The 16,272-nt window shown below is 68.4% G+C and carries 15 protein-coding genes; 6 read left to right on the forward strand and 9 right to left on the reverse strand.

Going from position 1 to position 16,272, the window contains the following annotated elements:
* Positions 1-262: 262 nt before the first annotated feature.
* Together ACWCPQ_RS13830 and ACWCPQ_RS13835 are read right to left on the reverse strand one after the other, a co-directional pair.
* Complete coding sequence (locus ACWCPQ_RS13830; protein WP_449898253.1) at positions 263-1,270, reverse strand: N-acetylglutamate synthase, CG3035 family; 1,008 nt, start codon at positions 1,268-1,270, stop codon at positions 263-265.
* Entirely contained in the window at positions 1,260-1,850 is a 591-nt protein-coding gene (locus tag ACWCPQ_RS13835) for a peptide deformylase (protein ID WP_449898255.1), read from the reverse strand. Before ACWCPQ_RS13835 ends, ACWCPQ_RS13830 begins: the two co-directional genes overlap by 11 nt.
* 247 nt (positions 1,851-2,097) lie before the next feature.
* On the opposite strand from ACWCPQ_RS13835, the gene ACWCPQ_RS13840 reads away from it, so the two are divergent.
* The 5 genes from ACWCPQ_RS13840 to ACWCPQ_RS13860 all read left to right on the forward strand — a co-directional run bounded on the left by ACWCPQ_RS13840 (position 2,098) and on the right by ACWCPQ_RS13860 (position 7,064).
* The gene (locus ACWCPQ_RS13840) at positions 2,098-2,445 is read left to right on the forward strand and encodes a DUF3263 domain-containing protein (protein WP_449898257.1); all 348 of its coding nucleotides are present in this window, start codon (positions 2,098-2,100) and stop codon (positions 2,443-2,445) included.
* A 556-nt stretch (positions 2,446-3,001) separates the two neighbouring features.
* Positions 3,002-3,565 (forward strand): LytR C-terminal domain-containing protein, encoded by a 564-nt coding sequence (locus tag ACWCPQ_RS13845; RefSeq protein ID WP_449898259.1) that lies wholly within the window; start codon positions 3,002-3,004, stop codon positions 3,563-3,565.
* A gap of 125 nt (positions 3,566-3,690) precedes the next feature.
* Complete coding sequence (gene sodC / locus ACWCPQ_RS13850) at positions 3,691-4,374, forward strand: superoxide dismutase[Cu-Zn] (RefSeq protein ID WP_449898262.1); 684 nt, start codon at positions 3,691-3,693, stop codon at positions 4,372-4,374.
* 22 nt (positions 4,375-4,396) lie between these two features.
* On the forward strand, positions 4,397-5,542 hold the full coding sequence (locus tag ACWCPQ_RS13855) for a glutamate--cysteine ligase (protein WP_449898264.1): 1,146 nt from the start codon (positions 4,397-4,399) through the stop codon (positions 5,540-5,542).
* A 103-nt stretch (positions 5,543-5,645) separates the two neighbouring features.
* Complete coding sequence (locus ACWCPQ_RS13860; protein WP_449898438.1) at positions 5,646-7,064, forward strand: DUF5933 domain-containing protein; 1,419 nt, start codon at positions 5,646-5,648, stop codon at positions 7,062-7,064.
* On the opposite strand, the gene mnhG is transcribed toward ACWCPQ_RS13860, so the two are convergent.
* From mnhG to ACWCPQ_RS13895, 7 genes are all read right to left on the reverse strand, one after another.
* The gene (gene mnhG / locus ACWCPQ_RS13865) at positions 7,024-7,371 is read right to left on the reverse strand and encodes a monovalent cation/H(+) antiporter subunit G (protein ID WP_449898266.1); all 348 of its coding nucleotides are present in this window, start codon (positions 7,369-7,371) and stop codon (positions 7,024-7,026) included. The genes ACWCPQ_RS13860 and mnhG overlap by 41 nt on opposite strands.
* The gene (locus tag ACWCPQ_RS13870) at positions 7,368-7,628 is read right to left on the reverse strand and encodes a monovalent cation/H+ antiporter complex subunit F (RefSeq protein WP_030524676.1); all 261 of its coding nucleotides are present in this window, start codon (positions 7,626-7,628) and stop codon (positions 7,368-7,370) included. Before ACWCPQ_RS13870 ends, mnhG begins: the two co-directional genes overlap by 4 nt.
* Positions 7,625-8,188 carry a Na+/H+ antiporter subunit E gene (locus ACWCPQ_RS13875; RefSeq protein ID WP_449898267.1) on the reverse strand — a complete coding sequence of 188 codons (564 nt, stop codon included), beginning with the start codon at positions 8,186-8,188 and terminating at the stop codon, positions 7,625-7,627. Before ACWCPQ_RS13875 ends, ACWCPQ_RS13870 begins: the two co-directional genes overlap by 4 nt.
* Positions 8,185-9,780, reverse strand: a complete 1,596-nt coding sequence (locus ACWCPQ_RS13880) for a Na+/H+ antiporter subunit D (RefSeq protein WP_449898270.1) — start codon at positions 9,778-9,780, stop codon at positions 8,185-8,187. The genes ACWCPQ_RS13875 and ACWCPQ_RS13880 overlap by 4 nt, the downstream gene beginning before the upstream one ends.
* Positions 9,777-10,157, reverse strand: coding sequence for a Na(+)/H(+) antiporter subunit C (locus ACWCPQ_RS13885; protein ID WP_449898272.1), 381 nt, complete (start codon positions 10,155-10,157; stop codon positions 9,777-9,779). Before ACWCPQ_RS13885 ends, ACWCPQ_RS13880 begins: the two co-directional genes overlap by 4 nt.
* Positions 10,154-12,943, reverse strand: a complete 2,790-nt coding sequence (locus ACWCPQ_RS13890; RefSeq protein WP_449898275.1) for a Na+/H+ antiporter subunit A — start codon at positions 12,941-12,943, stop codon at positions 10,154-10,156. The genes ACWCPQ_RS13885 and ACWCPQ_RS13890 overlap by 4 nt, the downstream gene beginning before the upstream one ends.
* A gap of 163 nt (positions 12,944-13,106) precedes the next feature.
* Entirely contained in the window at positions 13,107-15,359 is a 2,253-nt protein-coding gene (locus tag ACWCPQ_RS13895; protein ID WP_449898277.1) for an AAA family ATPase, read from the reverse strand.
* Between the two features lie 183 nt (positions 15,360-15,542).
* Here ACWCPQ_RS13895 and ACWCPQ_RS13900 point away from each other — a divergent pair, with 183 nt between their 5' ends.
* Positions 15,543-16,130 carry a hypothetical protein gene (locus ACWCPQ_RS13900; RefSeq protein WP_449898279.1) on the forward strand — a complete coding sequence of 196 codons (588 nt, stop codon included), beginning with the start codon at positions 15,543-15,545 and terminating at the stop codon, positions 16,128-16,130.
* Positions 16,131-16,272: the final 142 nt, after the last annotated feature.

The raw sequence follows: 16,272 nt of genomic DNA on the forward strand, positions 1-16,272 counted from the left end.
TATCCACTCCTACACTCGGTCGCTGCGCTCCTTCGCTCCAGAACCGGGCGGGCCCGACCACGGGGTGGGCCGTCCGGAGTGGAACGGGAGGTGTTCCTCTCGACCCGCACGACACTGTATGTGCCCTGGGTCGCCGGATCGGGGGCGGTGGGCTGCAGGCGATCGGTCGCTGTGCTTCGTCGTTCCGGGAAGAACGACTCCGATCGCTGTGCGACCACGACCACCCGGCGCGGACGGCGGCTGTGCGCCTGTCGTGGCGGTGCTACGGGGTGGGCGCGGAGCCGCCGGGGACGGCGTAGCGGTAGCTGTGGTGGTCGAGGAAGCCGAGTTCGCCGAACAGTTCCAGTGCATCCACATTGCCGGCCTCGACCTGGACGTAGGCGTGTGTTGCGCCGCGGTCACGGCCCCAGCGCAGCAGTTCACCGCAGACGAGTGCGGCCAGGCCGTGCCGGCGATGGGCGGCCACGACCGCTACGCAGGTCAGACCTACCCAGCGGCGTCCGTCGGAGGCGGTGGTGAGTGCGCCGCGGGCGATGGCGATGGGGTTGGGCAGCCCGAGCGAGGCGAAGCCCAGCTGCCCGTCGTAGACGGCGGAGAGCACTTCGGGCAGTGGGACCGTGGCGGTGTGGCCGCTGGGTTCCTCGCCGCGGTAGCGGTGGATCTCGAGCCAGGCGATATCCGGTTCCGGAGCGATACGCACCATGGACGGGCCCTGGGGCAGGACGAAATTATCGAGATCGATGCCGAGGACCCGGGTCTCACCCCAGCTGTTCCAGCCCGGTGGGACCGTGGCCAGTCGATCCGGCAGGGCCAGTTGCAGCGGTAGTCCCTGAGCGGCGTACCAGGCGCCGATCCGGTGCAGGGTTTCCGGGCCCGTCCGGGCGGGGCCGTTCGAATCGCCTATGGGCACAGCGGAATTGGCGCGCCGGGTGTAACCGTGACCGGCGCGCAGCAGCCAGCCGTCGATCCAGGCGTACTCCGAGCCCGGCCAGCCGAAAGCGGCCGCGGTTTCCAGCGCTCGGATCTCCGAATTGCGAATCGGTCTGGGCGTCAGCGATTTCAGCGCCACCACACTGGCGGCCGGGATCATCACCGGATGACCGTCGGCGGCCAGGACGGTCAGTGGATTCGTCTCCATCACCTCGCCGATCACATCGGTCAGCGGTGGCGTGCTGCCCTCGGGGAGCCGGTAGCGCACCACGACCCGCTCGCCCACCGGAATATCGGTGATCGGTACATCGTCGTCGGGTCCGTGCGGATCAGTCGTCATGTCCGAAGGGGTCCGGGTCGCTGCCGGGCAGCCAAGTGAGACCGGGAACGCCCCAGCCGCTGCGTTTCACCGCTTTTTTCGCCGCGCGTGCGTGGCGGCCGACCAGCACATCGATATACAGAAAGCCGTCGAGATGGCCGACCTCGTGCTGCAGCATGCGGGCGAAGAATCCGGTGCCCTCCACGGTGACCGGTTCGCCGTGCTCGTCGGTTCCGGTGACCCGCGCCCAATCGGCCCTGCCGGTGGGGTACTGCTCGCCCGGTACCGAGAGACAGCCCTCTTCGTCGTCGTCGGGGTCCGGCATGGTCTCCGGGATCGCCGAGGTCTCCAGCACGGGGTTGATCACGGCGCCGCGGCGCCGCGTCACCGTGCCGTCCTCGGCCAGGTCCGGGCAGTCGTAGACGAAGAGACGTTTGGACACTCCGACCTGGTTGGCGGCCAGGCCGACACCGTTGGCGGCGTCCAGGGTCTCGTACATATCCGTGATCAGCCCGGCCAGTTCCGCCGGCGATTCGGTCACCGGCGCGGTAGGGCCGTGCAGCACGGGATCGCCGACGATCACGATGGGCAGGATTGACATGGATAGGAGCTTATTGGGGTCGGTGCCGAGGCGTGAAAAGGGCCCGCTCTGCGCGGTCGCCGCAGTCGGTCCGGGCAGGTCGAACCGGTTCCGGTCGATCTTCTGGTACCACCGTCCCGGACACGCCGGACGTCGACGGCAGCGCTCATCCGGTCGGCGTGGTTGAATATCGCAAGGCAGTAACACGGTGACCCGATCGTGACCTGATACGGCGATCGCGTCCGGTGGTAACTCGGCGAGGAGCAAGATGGACGGCGCAGCAGCGCGGGATCTTTCCGCAAGTCAGGGCAGTCCTCCGGTCGATACGGCAAATACGGATACCGAAGCGGCACGAGAATCCGAAAGCGGCCTGAGCCGCCGCGAACACGAGATCCTGGCCTTCGAGCGGCAGTGGTGGAAATACGCGGGTGCCAAGGAAGAGGCCATCCGCGAACTGTTCGCGCTGTCGCCCACCCGCTACTACCAGGTTCTCAACACTCTCATCGACCGGCCGGAAGCGCTCGCCGTCGATCCGATGCTGGTGAAACGCCTGCGCCGGCTGCGCGCCAGTCGCCAGAAGTCGCGCGCCGCACGCAAACTCGGATTCCAGGTCTGAGCGCAGGTCCGCCCGTCGCCGTGCACATGCGGCCACCCGCGAGGGGCTGGTAGCGCTTCCACGCGCCGATCCCGGGCCGCGCCCGCAGTTGCGCGAGGCCCGGCAGCCGACTCGTCCCGGGCCACCGCAGCGCCGCGAGTCCGGGTTCGGGGTGCGCTGCTCACATCTCCCATCCACTCCGTATGGCCGGCTTTCCGGACCCGCCCTGGTTCGGACCGGCAGAGCGATGGAGCAGTGCGGCCGGTCGTCGGTGTCAGGGGCGGGGCTCGGCGTGGTGTCGGAGGTGGGTCGTATTCGAGGTCGGGGGCTGCCCGGGTTCTGGAGTGTCGGAGCGAGTGCTGCGGCCGGTCGTCGGTGTCGGAGGCGAGGGTTGCGGGGCTCGGCGTGGTGTCGGAGGTGGGTCGTATTCGAGGTCGGGGCCCGCCCCGGTTCTGGAGCGACAGAGCGAAGGAGCGCAGCGACTGAGCGGCGGAGTGAAGAACCGGGGTCACGAGGGCCCCGACCCGCCCCGCCGGAGGCGGGGCAAATATATACAGCAGGCGCTAGGCTCGGGCGGGTGAGCAATTCGAACTCTGGCTCCGGCGGACCGCCGCTGCGTGCGACGGCGATGGTGCTGATCGCGCTGTCGATCGTTTTCGCCGGTCTGGGCGCGATGTCGCTGTCGAGTGCCGATTCCGAGAGCTCCGACAATGCGGAGGGTGCGGCGACGTCGTCGTCGTCGACGACCGCTTTGGCCGCGCCGCGTGCCACCACCGGTGCGGCGGTCGCGCCGACCACGGCGGCCGAGGGGTCGGCGAGCACCTCCGCCGCCGTGCCCACCACTACGGCGGCCGCCGGTGGTGTGGATCGGTCGGCACCGATCCGGATACTTAACAACAGTATGGTCGCGGGGTTGGCGTCGACGACCGCGGGCGATCTCACGGCCCGCGGCTGGACCAATACCTCGACCGGTAATTACGCCGCCACCACCCTCGCGGCCACGACCGTGTACTACGGCAGCGCCCCAGGTGACGAGGCGACGGCCGCGGCTGTGGCTTCGGATATCGGCGCCACCACCGCGCCGATGGTTCCGGGTCTGGGTGACGGTTCCGGAGTGGTAGTGGTGGTGACCGGTCGGTGATCGCGGCCGGCGGAGGTCGGGGGCGTCCCGAGTGGGTAGGGGCGTCGTGGCATCATCTGATGCGTCGAAAGATCGTTGTAGAAACCCTCTACCCGTAAACTCGGTACTCGTAAAGGAGTTCCCTGATGGCACCGTCCACTTCTCGTCGGCCGTCTTGGCGGATCGTGACGCCGGTGCTGGCTGTCGCGGCTTTCGGCCTCGTTGCCTGCACGAACAGTCAGGAGTCCAGCGACGTGGCGGGAACGACTCCGCCGGTGTGGACATCCTCCCCGGCACCGGCCGGTGCGGGTGAGCACGGCGAGGAGCAGGAGACCCCGGCCGGTTCGGGTACCGAGGTGGAGTTGAAGTCGCCGAGCGGTGCGAAGATCGGTACCGCGAATATCGCTCAGGACGGCAACCATCTGCGGATCACCGTGGATGCGTCCGGTCTCACCCCGGGCTTCCACGGCCTGCACATCCATCAGGACGGCAAATGCGAGCCGAATTCGGCGCCGCCCGCCGGTGGTGCGCCCGGCGACTTCCTGTCCGCGGGTGGACACCTGCAGGTCGGCGGTGCCACCGGTCATCCGGCCAGCGGCGATCTGACTTCGTTGCAGGTGCGTAAGGACGGTCACGGCTATCTGGTGACCACCACCGACACGGTCACGCTGAGCGATATCCAGGGCAAGGCATTGATCGTGCACGCCGGCTCCGACAACTTCGCCAATATCCCGGAGCGATACACCCGTGAGGGTGGTGCGGGCCCGGATCAGCAGACGATGAGCACCGGTGACGCGGGCGGCCGCGTCGCCTGCGGCGTGATCGGTTAGCGACGCACGACGGAGGGGCGTTATGGGTGGGGCGCGGATCGATCCGGTGCCGTTCCGTGGGTCGCCCCGGCCGACCATCGGTATCGAGTGGGAGATCGCGCTCGTCGACAAGACGAGTCGTGATCTTTCCAATACCGCGGCAGCTGTTTTCGACGCAGTGGGTGAGTTGCGTGCGCACGACGGCACGCCGCAGGTGACCAAGGAACTGCTCCGCAATACCGTGGAGCTGGTCACCGGGGTGCACGAAACCGTCGGGGCGGCCGTTGCGGATCTGTCGGGCACCATGGATACGGTGCGGCGGGCCGCGGACCGGCTCGGTGTGGATCTGTTCTGCGCGGGTACGCATCCGTTCGCGCAGTGGTCCACCCAGCAGCTGACCCGTTCCGAGCACTACGACGAACTGATCGAGCGCACCCAGTGGTGGGGGCGGCAGATGCTGATCTGGGGCGTCCATGTGCATGTGGGGGTTTCGCACCGGGACAAGGTCTTTCCGATTCTCAATGCCCTGCTGCTGTCGTATCCGCATCTGCTGGCGCTGTCGGCGTCCTCGCCGATGTGGTCGGGTTCGGATACCGGGTACGCGAGCAATCGCGCGCTGATGTTCCAGCAGTTGCCCACGGCGGGATTGCCTTTCCAGTTCGAGAACTGGGGGGAATTCGAGCGGTATGTGCACGACCAGATGAAAACCGGTGTGTTCGAACAGCTGGGCGGTATGCACTGGGATATCCGGCCCGCTCCGAAATGGGGAACCATCGAGGTGCGGATCTGCGACGGTATCTCCAATCGGGCGGAGCTGGCCGCGCTGGCGGCGTTCATCCACTGCCTGATCGTGTATCTGGACGAGAAGGTGGAGCGCGGTGAGATATTGCCCACCCTGCCGCCCTGGCATGTGCAGGAGAACAAATGGCGGGCCGCCCGTTACGGGCTCGACGCCATCGTGATCGTGGGCGATGACAACCGGGAGCGTCTGGTCACCGAGGATCTCGAGGAATTGCTGAACCGTCTGGAGCCGACCGCGCGGCGCCTCGACTGCGCGGCCGAGCTGGCCGCGGTGGCCGATATTCCGCGGCGTGGGGCCAATTATCAGCGGCAGCGGCAGGTCGCCGCGGCGTCGCAGGGGGATCTGGTGGCGGTGGTGGACGCGCTGGTCCGCGAACTCGACAGCTGACCCGACCGGTCCGCTGCTGTTCAGCAGCCCGGTGACCTGCCGTTCACGTGCCGTTTACGATGGTCGGGTGCTAGTCGAAAACCCGAATACGGTGGCCGCGCCGGTGGCGCGTGGATCGGTGCCGCGACGGGGGAGTCGGGTCGCCGCTGTCGCCGCGGTACCGGTGTTGTTGCTGGTGTTGCAGGGTGTGGCGGTATGGCGGGGCTTCGAGGGCCCGCTGACGAGCCTGGCCCACGATTATGTCGGTACCCCCAAATCGATGACCGTCCCCTGGGCCGGCCTGGTTCTGGCGCTGGTCGGTATATCCACCCGGCGCCGCGTGATCGCCCTCGGGGCGGCGGTTGTGATCGATCTCGCCTACGCCGGGGTTCGGCTGTTGCTGGGCGGACCGTTCACGGTGGGCAACGGTCCCGTTCTGGTGCTCACGGCGTTGGCACTGGTGGCCTGGTTGCGTTGGACGGGAACCGAACGCCGCAACGCACTGCACGCCGCGGCACTGGGCGCCCTGCTGGTTCTGGCGACCAAGGTCGGCGACGTCTGGTTGCACATCACCGTGCAGGTGCGGCCGCGGGTACTGGACCAGTACGTGATGCTCGCCGATCACGCGCTCGGCGATCCGGCCTGGGTGATGGGCCGGGTGTTGGAGACGCTGGGTCCGATACCCGATGCCGTACTGCATTGGGTGTACATCGAACTGCCCGCGGCGGCCATCCTGGTGGCAGTTTGGCAGTTGCGGTCGGTGGTGTCCGGTGGCCGGTGGCCGAACCACTACCTGGTGCGCACTTTCCTGGTGCTGGGCCTGGTGGGTCCGCTGGTGTACATCCTGTTCCCGGTGGTCGGGCCGATGTTCGCCTATGGGGCCGACGGGGGCGGTTTCCAGCTGGGCAATTTCTGGCCCAATGTGGTGCCACCGCTGGACCGCGCACCGGAATCGATGGCCTTCGACTCGTTCTCGCCGCGCAACTGTATGCCGTCCATGCACACCGCCTGGGCGCTCGCGTTGTTCCTGCACACCCGCCGCAACGCCGACGGCTCGCTCGCGCCCACCTGGTTGCGCTGGGGCGGGATGTTCTGGCTGCTGTGCACACTGGCCGCGACCCTGGGGTTCGGCTACCACTACGGGGTCGACCTGGTCGCCGGCGCGGTGCTCTGCCTGACCGTGGAATCGGCGCTGCGGGAACCGGACCGCGGCTGGGGCTGGTTCCGTATCCGCCTGGTCGCCGGCGGTGTGGTGGTTCTGGTGACGCTGCTGCTCGGCTACCGGTACCTCGCCGTGCACATGGCCGACTATCCGGTGGTCGCCGGGTCGATCGTCTCGGCACTGCTGGCCGCGATGGCCGCGGGTTTCCACGCCACCTGGTTCGCCCGGCGCCGCGCCGACCGGCCGGCGGCACCCGAGGTCACGCTGCCCGCCGATTCGGCGGACGCGGTGACCGCCACCGCGGACCCGCTGGATCCGCCGGCGGTAGTACCGGACGGGGTCACGGCCGTGGTCGATCCAGTTCGTCCTCGAGTTCGTTGACGACCAGTAGATCCTTGCGGTGCAACTGCTCCCGATAGGCGGTGCGGCCGATCAGATGGGCGATCACCGGCGCGGTGAGCAGGGTGAACAGCCCGACCATCACCAGCATCCAGACGTTCGGGTCGTCGTAGACCCGGATGCAGGTACCGGCCAGCACCGAGATCAAGCCGATGACCTGCGGTTTGGTCGCGGAGTGCATACGCAGCAGGGTGTCGGGGAACCGGACGATCCCGATCGCCGCGGTCAGTGCCAGCAAAGCGCCCAGGATGATGAGGGTGCCGGAGAGCCAGTCGAATACCGTGCTCATCGGTCGTCCCGGACCCGGAAGCGGGTGACGGCGGCCGATCCGAGGAAGCCCACCAGCGAGAGCGCGACGATCGCGGGTACCACGCTGGTATCCCGGCTGTAGGCCGCCCATACCGCGAGGCCGCAGATGGCCATCGCGATGATGGAGTCGATCCCGACCACGCGGTCGAGGGTATCGGGGCCCGCGAGGATGCGATATGCGGTGATCAACGCGGCCGCACTCAGCAGGACCGCGGCCACCACGGCCACGACGATCACTGGGACACCTCCTGACCGGTCTGCGGCGGGAGCGGGGTGGCGCGACCCTGGAAGGCATCGATGAGCAGGCCCTCCAATACCCGGATGGTCCGGTAGAACTTCGCCACCGCCTCCGCACTGCCGACATCGATGACATGTACGTAGACCACACATTGTTCGCGGTCGAGTTCCAGCACCATGGTGCCCGGGATCAGGTTCAGCAGGTTGGTGCACAGCACCAGGACCAGATCCGATCGGAAGGCGAACTGGACCTTCAGCACCCCGGAGACCGGAGGCGGCCCCGGCCGCAGGGCGAACCAGGCCAGCTGCAGACTGGATTCGAGCCCGTAGTAGACGCTGACCGCCGCCAGCTTCAGCAGCGGAAGCAGTCGCAACTGCCCGCGTACCGGAATCCGGGGCAACGGCAGGGTCACCATGATGATCGCGCCGACCGCGAGCCCGGCGGCGATGTTCGCGATGCTCACCCGCCCCCACAGCGCGACCCACACCACGGTCAACCAGAACAGGACGCCGACCCGCAGCACATTGTCGCGGTTCACCAGGCCACGTAGCGCGGTCATTTCGTCCCTCCGCCCAGCACCGCGCCGATATAGGTCGCGCGGTCCTGTAGTTCGGCCGCGGCGCGGTCGGCGATGCCCAGTACCGGACCCGCCCAGACGGTGAGCGCCAGCCCGACCGCGACCAGCGCGGCGGTCGGTAGCACCATCATCGCCGGTAAGCGGCCCGGGTCGGTGCGTTCGTCGTAGAGGATGTCGGTGTTGTCCTCCACCAGCGAGGGTAGCGTCGCGGCGACCAGGTGCCCGTCCGGTGCCTGCTCCCGCGGCCGCCAGAATGCCTTGCTCCACACCCGCGCCATCACGTACAGCGTGAGCAGGCTGGTGACCACCGACCCGGCCACCAGGATCCAGGCCAGCGAACTGCCGTCCTGCGCCCCGGCCTGCAGCAGTGCGACCTTGCCTATGAAACCGGAGAACGGTGGTATCCCGCCGAGATTGAGCGCGGGGATCAGGAACAACCCCGCCAGTATCGGGCTGGCCGCGGCGAGCCCGCCGACCCGGCGCAACGAGGTCGAACCCGCCTGTCGTTCGATCAGACCGGCCACCAGGAACAGCGCGGTCTGCACGAGGATGTGGTGCGCGATGTAGTACACCGTGCCCGCCAGGCCGATCGTATTGGCGATCCCCACCCCGAACATCATGTATCCGATATGGCTGACCAGTGTGAACGACAGCAGTCGCCGGATATCGTTCTGCGCGATGGCGCCGAATATGCCGATCAGCATGGTCAGCAGCCCGGTGATCAGCAGCAGGTTGTCGAAGCCGCCGTCCGGGAACATCAGGGTCTGGGTCCGCACGATCGCGTACACGCCGACCTTGGTGAGCAGGCCCGCGAAGACCGCGGTGACCGGCGCCGGCGCGGTGGGGTAGGAATCGGGCAGCCAGTTCGACAGCGGGAAGACCGCGGCCTTGATCCCGAACGCGACCAGCAGCACCGCGTACACGGCCTGGCGGATCCCGTCCGGAATCGCTTCCATCCGCAGGGACAGTTGCGCGAAGTTCAGGGTGCCGGTGGCCCCGTAGACGACGGCGGTGCCGATCAGGAAGATCAGCGACGACAGCATCGACACCATCACATACGACACCCCGGCCCGGATACGCTGCGCGGTCGCGCCGAGGGTGAGCAGGACGAACGAGGCGACCAGCAGGATCTCGAAGCCGACGAACAGGTTGAACAGATCACCGGCGAGGAACGCCATCGCCACACCCGCGCTGAGGACCAGATAGGTGGGCCAGAAAATGGAGGTGGGCTGTTTGGCCTGGGCGTCGGCGATGTTCTGGCCGGCGCCGTAGAGCGCGACCGCGAGCAACACGATCGCCGAGACCAGCAGCATGGCGGCGGAGAGCCGGTCCACCACGATGGTGATACCGATCGGAGTTTCCCAGCCGCCGACCTGGACCGCGACCGTCCCGTCGCGGTCGGCGAGATAGAGCAGCACACCGCAGACCGCGACGGCGCCGCTGAGCGCGACGGTCGCGAGAACACGCTGTACCCGCGGACTGCGGCCGACGACGAGGGTCACCGCGGCGGCGAGCAGTGGAATGAGCACCGGCAGCGGCGCGAAGGCGGCGAGCAGATCGTGCGAGAGGCTCATTCTTCGGGTTCCTCCGGCGGGCGCGCGGCGATCCCGACATCCTCCGGATCGTTCTCGACTTTTTCGCTCGTGGTCAGGATGTAGGAGCGATAGGCCAGCGCCAGGACGAACGCGGAGACGCCCATGGTGATGACGATGGCGGTCAGCACCAGCGCCTGCGCCAGCGGATCGGCCATGATGCCGTGCTGGGAATCGCTCGCGCCCTGGATCGGCGGCGCCCCGTCCGAACCGCCCATGGTGAGAATGAGCAGGTTGACCGCGTTGCTGAACAGCAGGATGCCGAGCAGCATCTTCGAAACGGTCCGCTCCAGCAGCAGGTACACCCCGCAGGCCACCAGGACACCGACCACGATCAGGAGGGTGAGATTCGCACTCATGACTGCACCAGCTCGTCGTCGAGGCGTGCGCCGAGACTGCGCAGCACATCCAGGATGAGACCCACCACGATCAGGTAGACACCGAGATCGAAGAAGAGTGAGGTGACCAGTTTGATGTGGCCGAGCAGCGGTACCGAGGTCTCCACAATGGTCGAATACAGCGGCGGGTAGCCCAGCACCAGGGACGCTGTGGCGGTGCCGGCGGCGAGGATCAGGCCGGCGCCGAGCAGATGGCCCGCTTCGACCGGTAGCGCTTCACCGAGTTCGTACTGTCCGCCGGCGAGATAGCGCAGTACCAGCGCGAGTCCCGCGATGAGACCGCCCGCGAACCCACCGCCCGGTGCGTTGTGGCCGGAGAAGAAGAAGTACACCGACAGCACCATGATGGTGGGGAAGACCAGGCGGGTCGTGATCTGCAGGACCATCGACCGGTCGCGGCGGTCCACCAGCCGACCGGCCGGCAGCCAGCTCACCTTGCCCGGGCTGTAGTTGGGGGCATCGGCGGCGCGTGGTGCGGCGCCGAACCGGCGGCTGCGGAACACCAGCGAGGCGACCCCGGTCGCGGCCACGACGAGTACCGATATTTCGCCGAGGGTGTCCCAGGCGCGGATATCCACCAGCAGGACATTGACCGCGTTCTTCCCGCCACCGAACTCATAGGCCGCCGCGGGGATCCGTTCCCAGATCGGCGTGGAATTGCGGGCCGCGGCGGCGAATGCCGCCAGGACCGGTACGGCGATCCCGGCCGCGACGGCGATGGCGGCCCTGCCGATCTGGAAACCGGTCTGCTGTTCCGGGCCGATCTCGGCCGGGAAGGCGCGCAGTACGAGGACGAAGACCACCAGCGTCAGGGTTTCCACCAGGAATTGGGTCAGGGCCAGGTCGGGGGCGCCGTGCAGGGCGAAGATGACGCCGCATCCGTAGCCGGTGAGCCCGACGACCAGGACACTCGCCAGCCGGTTGCGCAAAACGGTCGCACCCAGCGCCATGGCGATCATGATCGCACCGATCACCAGCTGCAGCGGGGAATCCCACAGCCGCAATTCGACACCGGTCCGGGTCCCGACGGCCAGAACCACCGCGGGCAGGATGACGAGGGTGCCGAGGATGATCGCCTGGTTCAGGGGCAGGGAACCGCGCTGCACCGAAGTGGTCATCTTCAGCGACAGCCGGTCCATCGCCCGCAGGGCGGCGTCGTATCCGCGGTCGGCGTTGCCGAGCAGGGTGGCCGATTCGCCGAACCGGTCCTGTCCCGAGAACAGGGCGAGACCGCCGGCGATGATCACGACGGTGAGCAGTAGCGGCAGGGTGAGTCCGTGCCAGAGCTGCAGATGTTCGGTCAGTTCGCCCGGCAGGGTCGCCGCATACGGGGCCAGCAGGCCGTCCATCCAGGGCGCGGCCAAGCCGGCGGCCAGCGAACCGGCGGCCAGCAGCACCGGCGCCGCCAGCAGCCCGGCGCCGGGCGCATGCCAGCCGGGAACCGGCACACCGGGTTTGTCGGCGAAGGCGCCCCAGATGAACCGCGCGCTGTAGGCGACGGTGAGCATGGACCCGAGTACCAGCCCGACAGTGAGCACCAGTCGCACGACGGGGGAGAGCGGCGCGGCATCGAGTTCGGCGGCCAGGGCCGATTCCTTCGCCACGAATCCCCAGAGCGGCGGAATCCCCGCCATGCTCAGCGCGGCCAGTGCGGCGGCGCCGAGGAGGACCGGCGAGCTTCGGCCCAAGCCGGAGAGTTCTCGCAGATCACGTGTGCCGGCGCCGTGGTCGATGATGCCGACGACCAGGAACAGGGCGGCCTTGAACATGGCGTGCGCCACGATCAGGCCGATACCGGCGAGTGCGGCATCCGGTGTGCCCAGGCCCACCATCATCACCAGGAAGCCCAGCTGACTCACCGTGCCGAAGGCGAGAACCAGTTTCAGGTCGGTGACCTGCATGGCGCGCAACCCGGCCAGCAGCATGGACGCCAAGCCCAAAGTGAGGATCACCGGCCGCCATACGGGTTCGTCGGCGAAGGCCGGCGCGAGCCGGGCAATCAGATAGACACCCGCTTTCACCATGGCTGCCGCATGCAGATACGCGCTCACCGGAGTGGGCGCGGCCATGGCGCCGGGCAACCAGAAGTGCAACGGCACGATGGCGGATTTGCTCAGTGCGCCGACCAGTACCAGCCCGATCGCGACCTGGATCGCGATACCGCCCGGGGGGTGCTCGGCCGCCAGCAGATCGGAGAGCAGGTAGCTGCCGTAGGACTGCCCGAGTATCACGACTCCGGCCAGCATGGCCAGGCCGCCCGCGCCGGTGACCAGCAGTGCCTGCAGGGCCGCGCGTCGTCCGGGGACGCTGTCGGAGTTGTGCCCGACCAGCAGGAACGACAGAACGGTGGTGATTTCCCAGAAGGTGAACAGCAGCAACATGTTGTCGCTGGTGACCAGGCCGAACATGGCGCCGGAGAAGGCCACCAGCCAGGCGGCGAAGGAGCCGAGTTTCGGTTCGTCGTCGGTGAAGTAGCGGGCGCAGTAGGCGAGTACCAGTGCGCCGATGCCCAGGATCAACGCACTCATCACGGTGGCCAGGGAATCGAAACGCAGGTCCAGCGACAGATCGATGGTGGGCGCCCACGGCATGCGGATCCGGACTTCGTCGTTCCAGTGGGCGACGACCCAGCCGAGGCTGCCCAGTGGTACCAGCGCGAGGGGATAGAACGCGTTGCGGCCCAGTGCTCGCACGGCGGCGGGCGCGATCAGCGCGGCCAGGGCGTGTGCGAGCAGGATGGCGAGCAAGCGTTACCTCCGTCGGGATAGGGGCGGCGGCGGGGTATTGCGCGCTCATCATATGCGAGCACGAACTGGGACAATCGTACAGATTAGGGGTTTCGCGCGCGCACCCGGCTACCCTTGGGCAACGGTTTCACCAGGTCAGGCATAACGGACAGATCGGAAAAGGTCAGTGTCGGGACTCCGCGTACCTGCGTAGTGACTCCACCTGTGCACGGTCCAGCGACGGCCGCACCGTCCGGAGCGCGGCGGCGATATCCGCGGCCGTCACATCGGCGGCGTCCACATCGCGGCGCATTGCCGCCAGCGCCGCCTCTCGCAGTACCGCCGCGCAGTCCGCGGCGGAGAAACCGTCCAGATCGGCGGCGAGCCGCGCCAGGTCCACCGATTCCGCCAGCGGCACCGCGCGGCCGCTGGTGCGCAGAACGGCCTCCCGGGCGGCGGCGTCGGGTGGCGGAACGAACACCAGCCGTTCGAGCCGGCCCGGTCGCAGCAGCGCCGGATCTATCAGTTCCGGACGGTTGGTGGCACCCAGCACCACCACATCGCGCAACGGCTCCACCCCGTCCAGTTCGGTGAGCAGTGCCGCCACCACCCGGTCGCCGACTCCGGAATCGGAACTCTGCCCGCGCCGGGGGGCCAGTGCGTCCACCTCGTCGAGGAAGATCAGCGACGGCGCGGAATCCCGGGCCCGCTGGAACAGCTCACGCACCGCGCGCTCGGACGAGCCCACCCATTTGTCCATCAGTTCCGCGCCCTTGACGGTGTGCACGCTCAGCTGGCCGCTGCCCGCCAGCGCCCGCACCAGGAAGGTTTTCCCACAGCCCGGCGGGCCGTACAGCAGCACCCCGCGCGGCGGTTCGATCCCCAGCCGGGCGAACGAATCGGGGTGGCGCAGCGGCCACAGCACCGATTCGGTCAGTGCCTGCTTGGTCTCGACCATATCGCCCACATCGTCGAGGCCGAGACTGCCGATCGCCAATTCCTCGGTGCCCGACCGCGACAGCGGCCGGATCACTTCCAGAGCGCCGGTGAGGTCCTCCTGCTCGAGCCGCGGTTCGGTGCCGTCCCGGCTGGCGCGCGCGGCCGCCCGCAGTGCCGCTTCCCGGCACAGCGCGGCGAGATCGGCGACCACGAACCCGGGTGCGGTCGAGGCGATCTCGTCGAGGCGCAGCTCGCCGGTCGGTACCTTGCGCAGCAACTGCTCGAGCAGTGCCCGGCGCACCGCCGCGGTGGGCAGCGCCAGTGCGAGCTCCCGGTCGCACAGATCGGGCGCCCGCAGTCGCCGGTCGATGGCCGCCGGATGCGCGGTGGTGGCCAGCAGCGCCACACACGGTTCGGCCACCGCCGCCCGCAATTGGTCCAGGATCAGGGTGGCGACCGGTTCGGCCGGTTCGGGCAGCAGCGCATCGATATCGGTGACCAGCAGAATCCCGCCGCGACCCGACCCCACTGCCGCGGCCGCCGCGGCAACCGCGCGCAACCGGGCCCCGCTCTCCGCGGCGCCCACCGACGGGCCGTCCAGCTCTACGATCCGCCGTGGTGCCGCGACCGCCCGGGCCAGCGAGGCCTTGCCCACCCCGGCCGGTCCGGTGATGAGCACCCCCAGGCGCGGCGACGCGCCGAGCACCTTCAGCAGCTCCGGTTCGTCCAAGGCCAGGCTCAACCATTCCGCGAGCTTCGCGGCCTGCTGTTGCGCGCCGGCCAGATCCTCCACCTTCAGCTCGGTGTGCGGTGCCGCCTCGATCGGAACGGCCCCGGGCATAGCGCCACCCACCAGCGTCTCCGGATGGCTCGGTGCCAGTGGCTGATCCGGGCCCGGATGTTCGTTCACCCGCACCGGAGCCGGCTCGGCGCCGGTGGATACCCCGGCGGTCCACTCGACCGCGGTATTCGGCTGCACACTCACCGGCGCGCCCGGCGGCTCGGTGGCGACCACGGTCAGCAGTTCGGAGGTCCAGGCGATCCCGAAGGCCCGCGACAGCGCCTGACTGGCCACCGAGGACGGAATATCCGGCCCCAGTTCCCGGGGCAGCAGCGATACCGTATCGCCCACGGTCACGACTTTGCCCAGTAGCGCCTGCCGCAGTGTCGCCGCCGGAATCGACTGGGTGGCCTGCCGGGAACCACTCACCTGGATCCGGCGCGCGCCGTACACCACGGCGGGTGCCACCACCACGCCCGAGTTCTCCCGGAGTCCGGCATTGGACAGCGTCACATCGTCGAGAAGTGCCGTACCGGCCGGAGTCCCGGCGGGTGCCCGGCCCACCACCGCCGCGGTACGGCGGGCGCCGACGAGCGAGATACCGTCCCATTCCCGTAGCCCGAGGGCGGTCAGCGCCTCGGGATGCAGTCGGACCACCCCGCGCCGGGCATCGGCGGCGGATGGATTCAGACGGACGGTCAACGCCAACTCGGCCACGGTGCCATTCTGCGCGCTTTCCGCGCGGCGGGGGCAGGGGCCGTCGTGACCGGCCACCGGACGGGAGCTACGTCTACGAGTCCGGCGACGAAATCCAGGTCATCGCCTCCCACGCCGCTGGCAAGGTCCTGTACGTCACCCCCATCAACCGATGCACCGTTCCGTATTCGGCAGGATAGCTCCATGGACCAGGAGACAGCGCGTCGAGGCGCGGAACTGCTGGCGGCCGACATCGAATCGGCTCTCGGCTTCGAAGTACACATCGATGAAACGATTCCCGAGCGCCTCCTGAGGCAGCCTTCTTCACCGGGATGGTGGATCGAATTCACTGTCCCGGCCCTGAATGTTCTCCTCGGATCTGCTCCCGGCGAGAGCACCCCCAGTGGAGTGGCATACGAACTGGCCCGGGAAATCCACGACGATGTGCTGTCACGCAGTGGAAAGATCTGGCCCGCCGACCCGGCCGGTGGTGACCAGCCGATGCTGCCCGCCCTCAACGGATGGCAGGGCCGCGCTGGATCGATACCGTATGGGCAGGTCGAGACTGCGAAGGATCCCGACCCGAACCTGAACGGTGTGGTCCGATGGTGGCTTCCCCACAGCTACGACGGCCTCATCGCCGACCGGGAAGGCGACATCTGGTTTTCCCTCTGGCAGTACCAGGGTGATGAACAGGCCATTACCGCGGGGATGCCGGTGACCTGCCTCATCGGCGAAGGAACACATGGAAAATACCGCAAGGCGCGCGAAGCCCGCCCGGCTTCACCCTGACCGAACTTTCCATGGTCGCCTCCGGTGGGTTTACCGGTGCGTCGACGATCGGGCGGTGCCATCCGGCCCGCCGAACGCAGGATGCTCGAGACCCGGTTGGGCGGGATGGCCGGGCGCGGCCGGGGTGGGCCGGGCGATCGTC

The organism is Nocardia sp. NPDC001965, from assembly GCF_053594175.1.

What these genes read in the sequence shown, in the direction of transcription:
- ACWCPQ_RS13875 (WP_449898267.1), bottom strand. Translation starts at nt 8,188, where the DNA reads ATGACCGCGCTACGTGGCCTGGTGAACCGCGACAATGTGCTGCGGGTC.
- ACWCPQ_RS13900 (WP_449898279.1), top strand. Translation starts at nt 15,543, where the DNA reads ATGGACCAGGAGACAGCGCGTCGAGGCGCGGAACTGCTGGCGGCCGAC.
- ACWCPQ_RS13880 (WP_449898270.1), bottom strand. Translation starts at nt 9,780, where the DNA reads ATGAGCCTCTCGCACGATCTGCTCGCCGCCTTCGCGCCGCTGCCGGTG.
- ACWCPQ_RS13885 (WP_449898272.1), bottom strand. Translation starts at nt 10,157, where the DNA reads ATGAGTGCGAATCTCACCCTCCTGATCGTGGTCGGTGTCCTGGTGGCC.
- mnhG (WP_449898266.1), bottom strand. Translation starts at nt 7,371, where the DNA reads ATGAGCACGGTATTCGACTGGCTCTCCGGCACCCTCATCATCCTGGGC.
- ACWCPQ_RS13830 (WP_449898253.1), bottom strand. Translation starts at nt 1,270, where the DNA reads ATGACGACTGATCCGCACGGACCCGACGACGATGTACCGATCACCGAT.
- sodC (WP_449898262.1), top strand. Translation starts at nt 3,691, where the DNA reads ATGGCACCGTCCACTTCTCGTCGGCCGTCTTGGCGGATCGTGACGCCG.
- ACWCPQ_RS13840 (WP_449898257.1), top strand. Translation starts at nt 2,098, where the DNA reads ATGGACGGCGCAGCAGCGCGGGATCTTTCCGCAAGTCAGGGCAGTCCT.
- ACWCPQ_RS13855 (WP_449898264.1), top strand. Translation starts at nt 4,397, where the DNA reads ATGGGTGGGGCGCGGATCGATCCGGTGCCGTTCCGTGGGTCGCCCCGG.
- ACWCPQ_RS13835 (WP_449898255.1), bottom strand. Translation starts at nt 1,850, where the DNA reads ATGTCAATCCTGCCCATCGTGATCGTCGGCGATCCCGTGCTGCACGGC.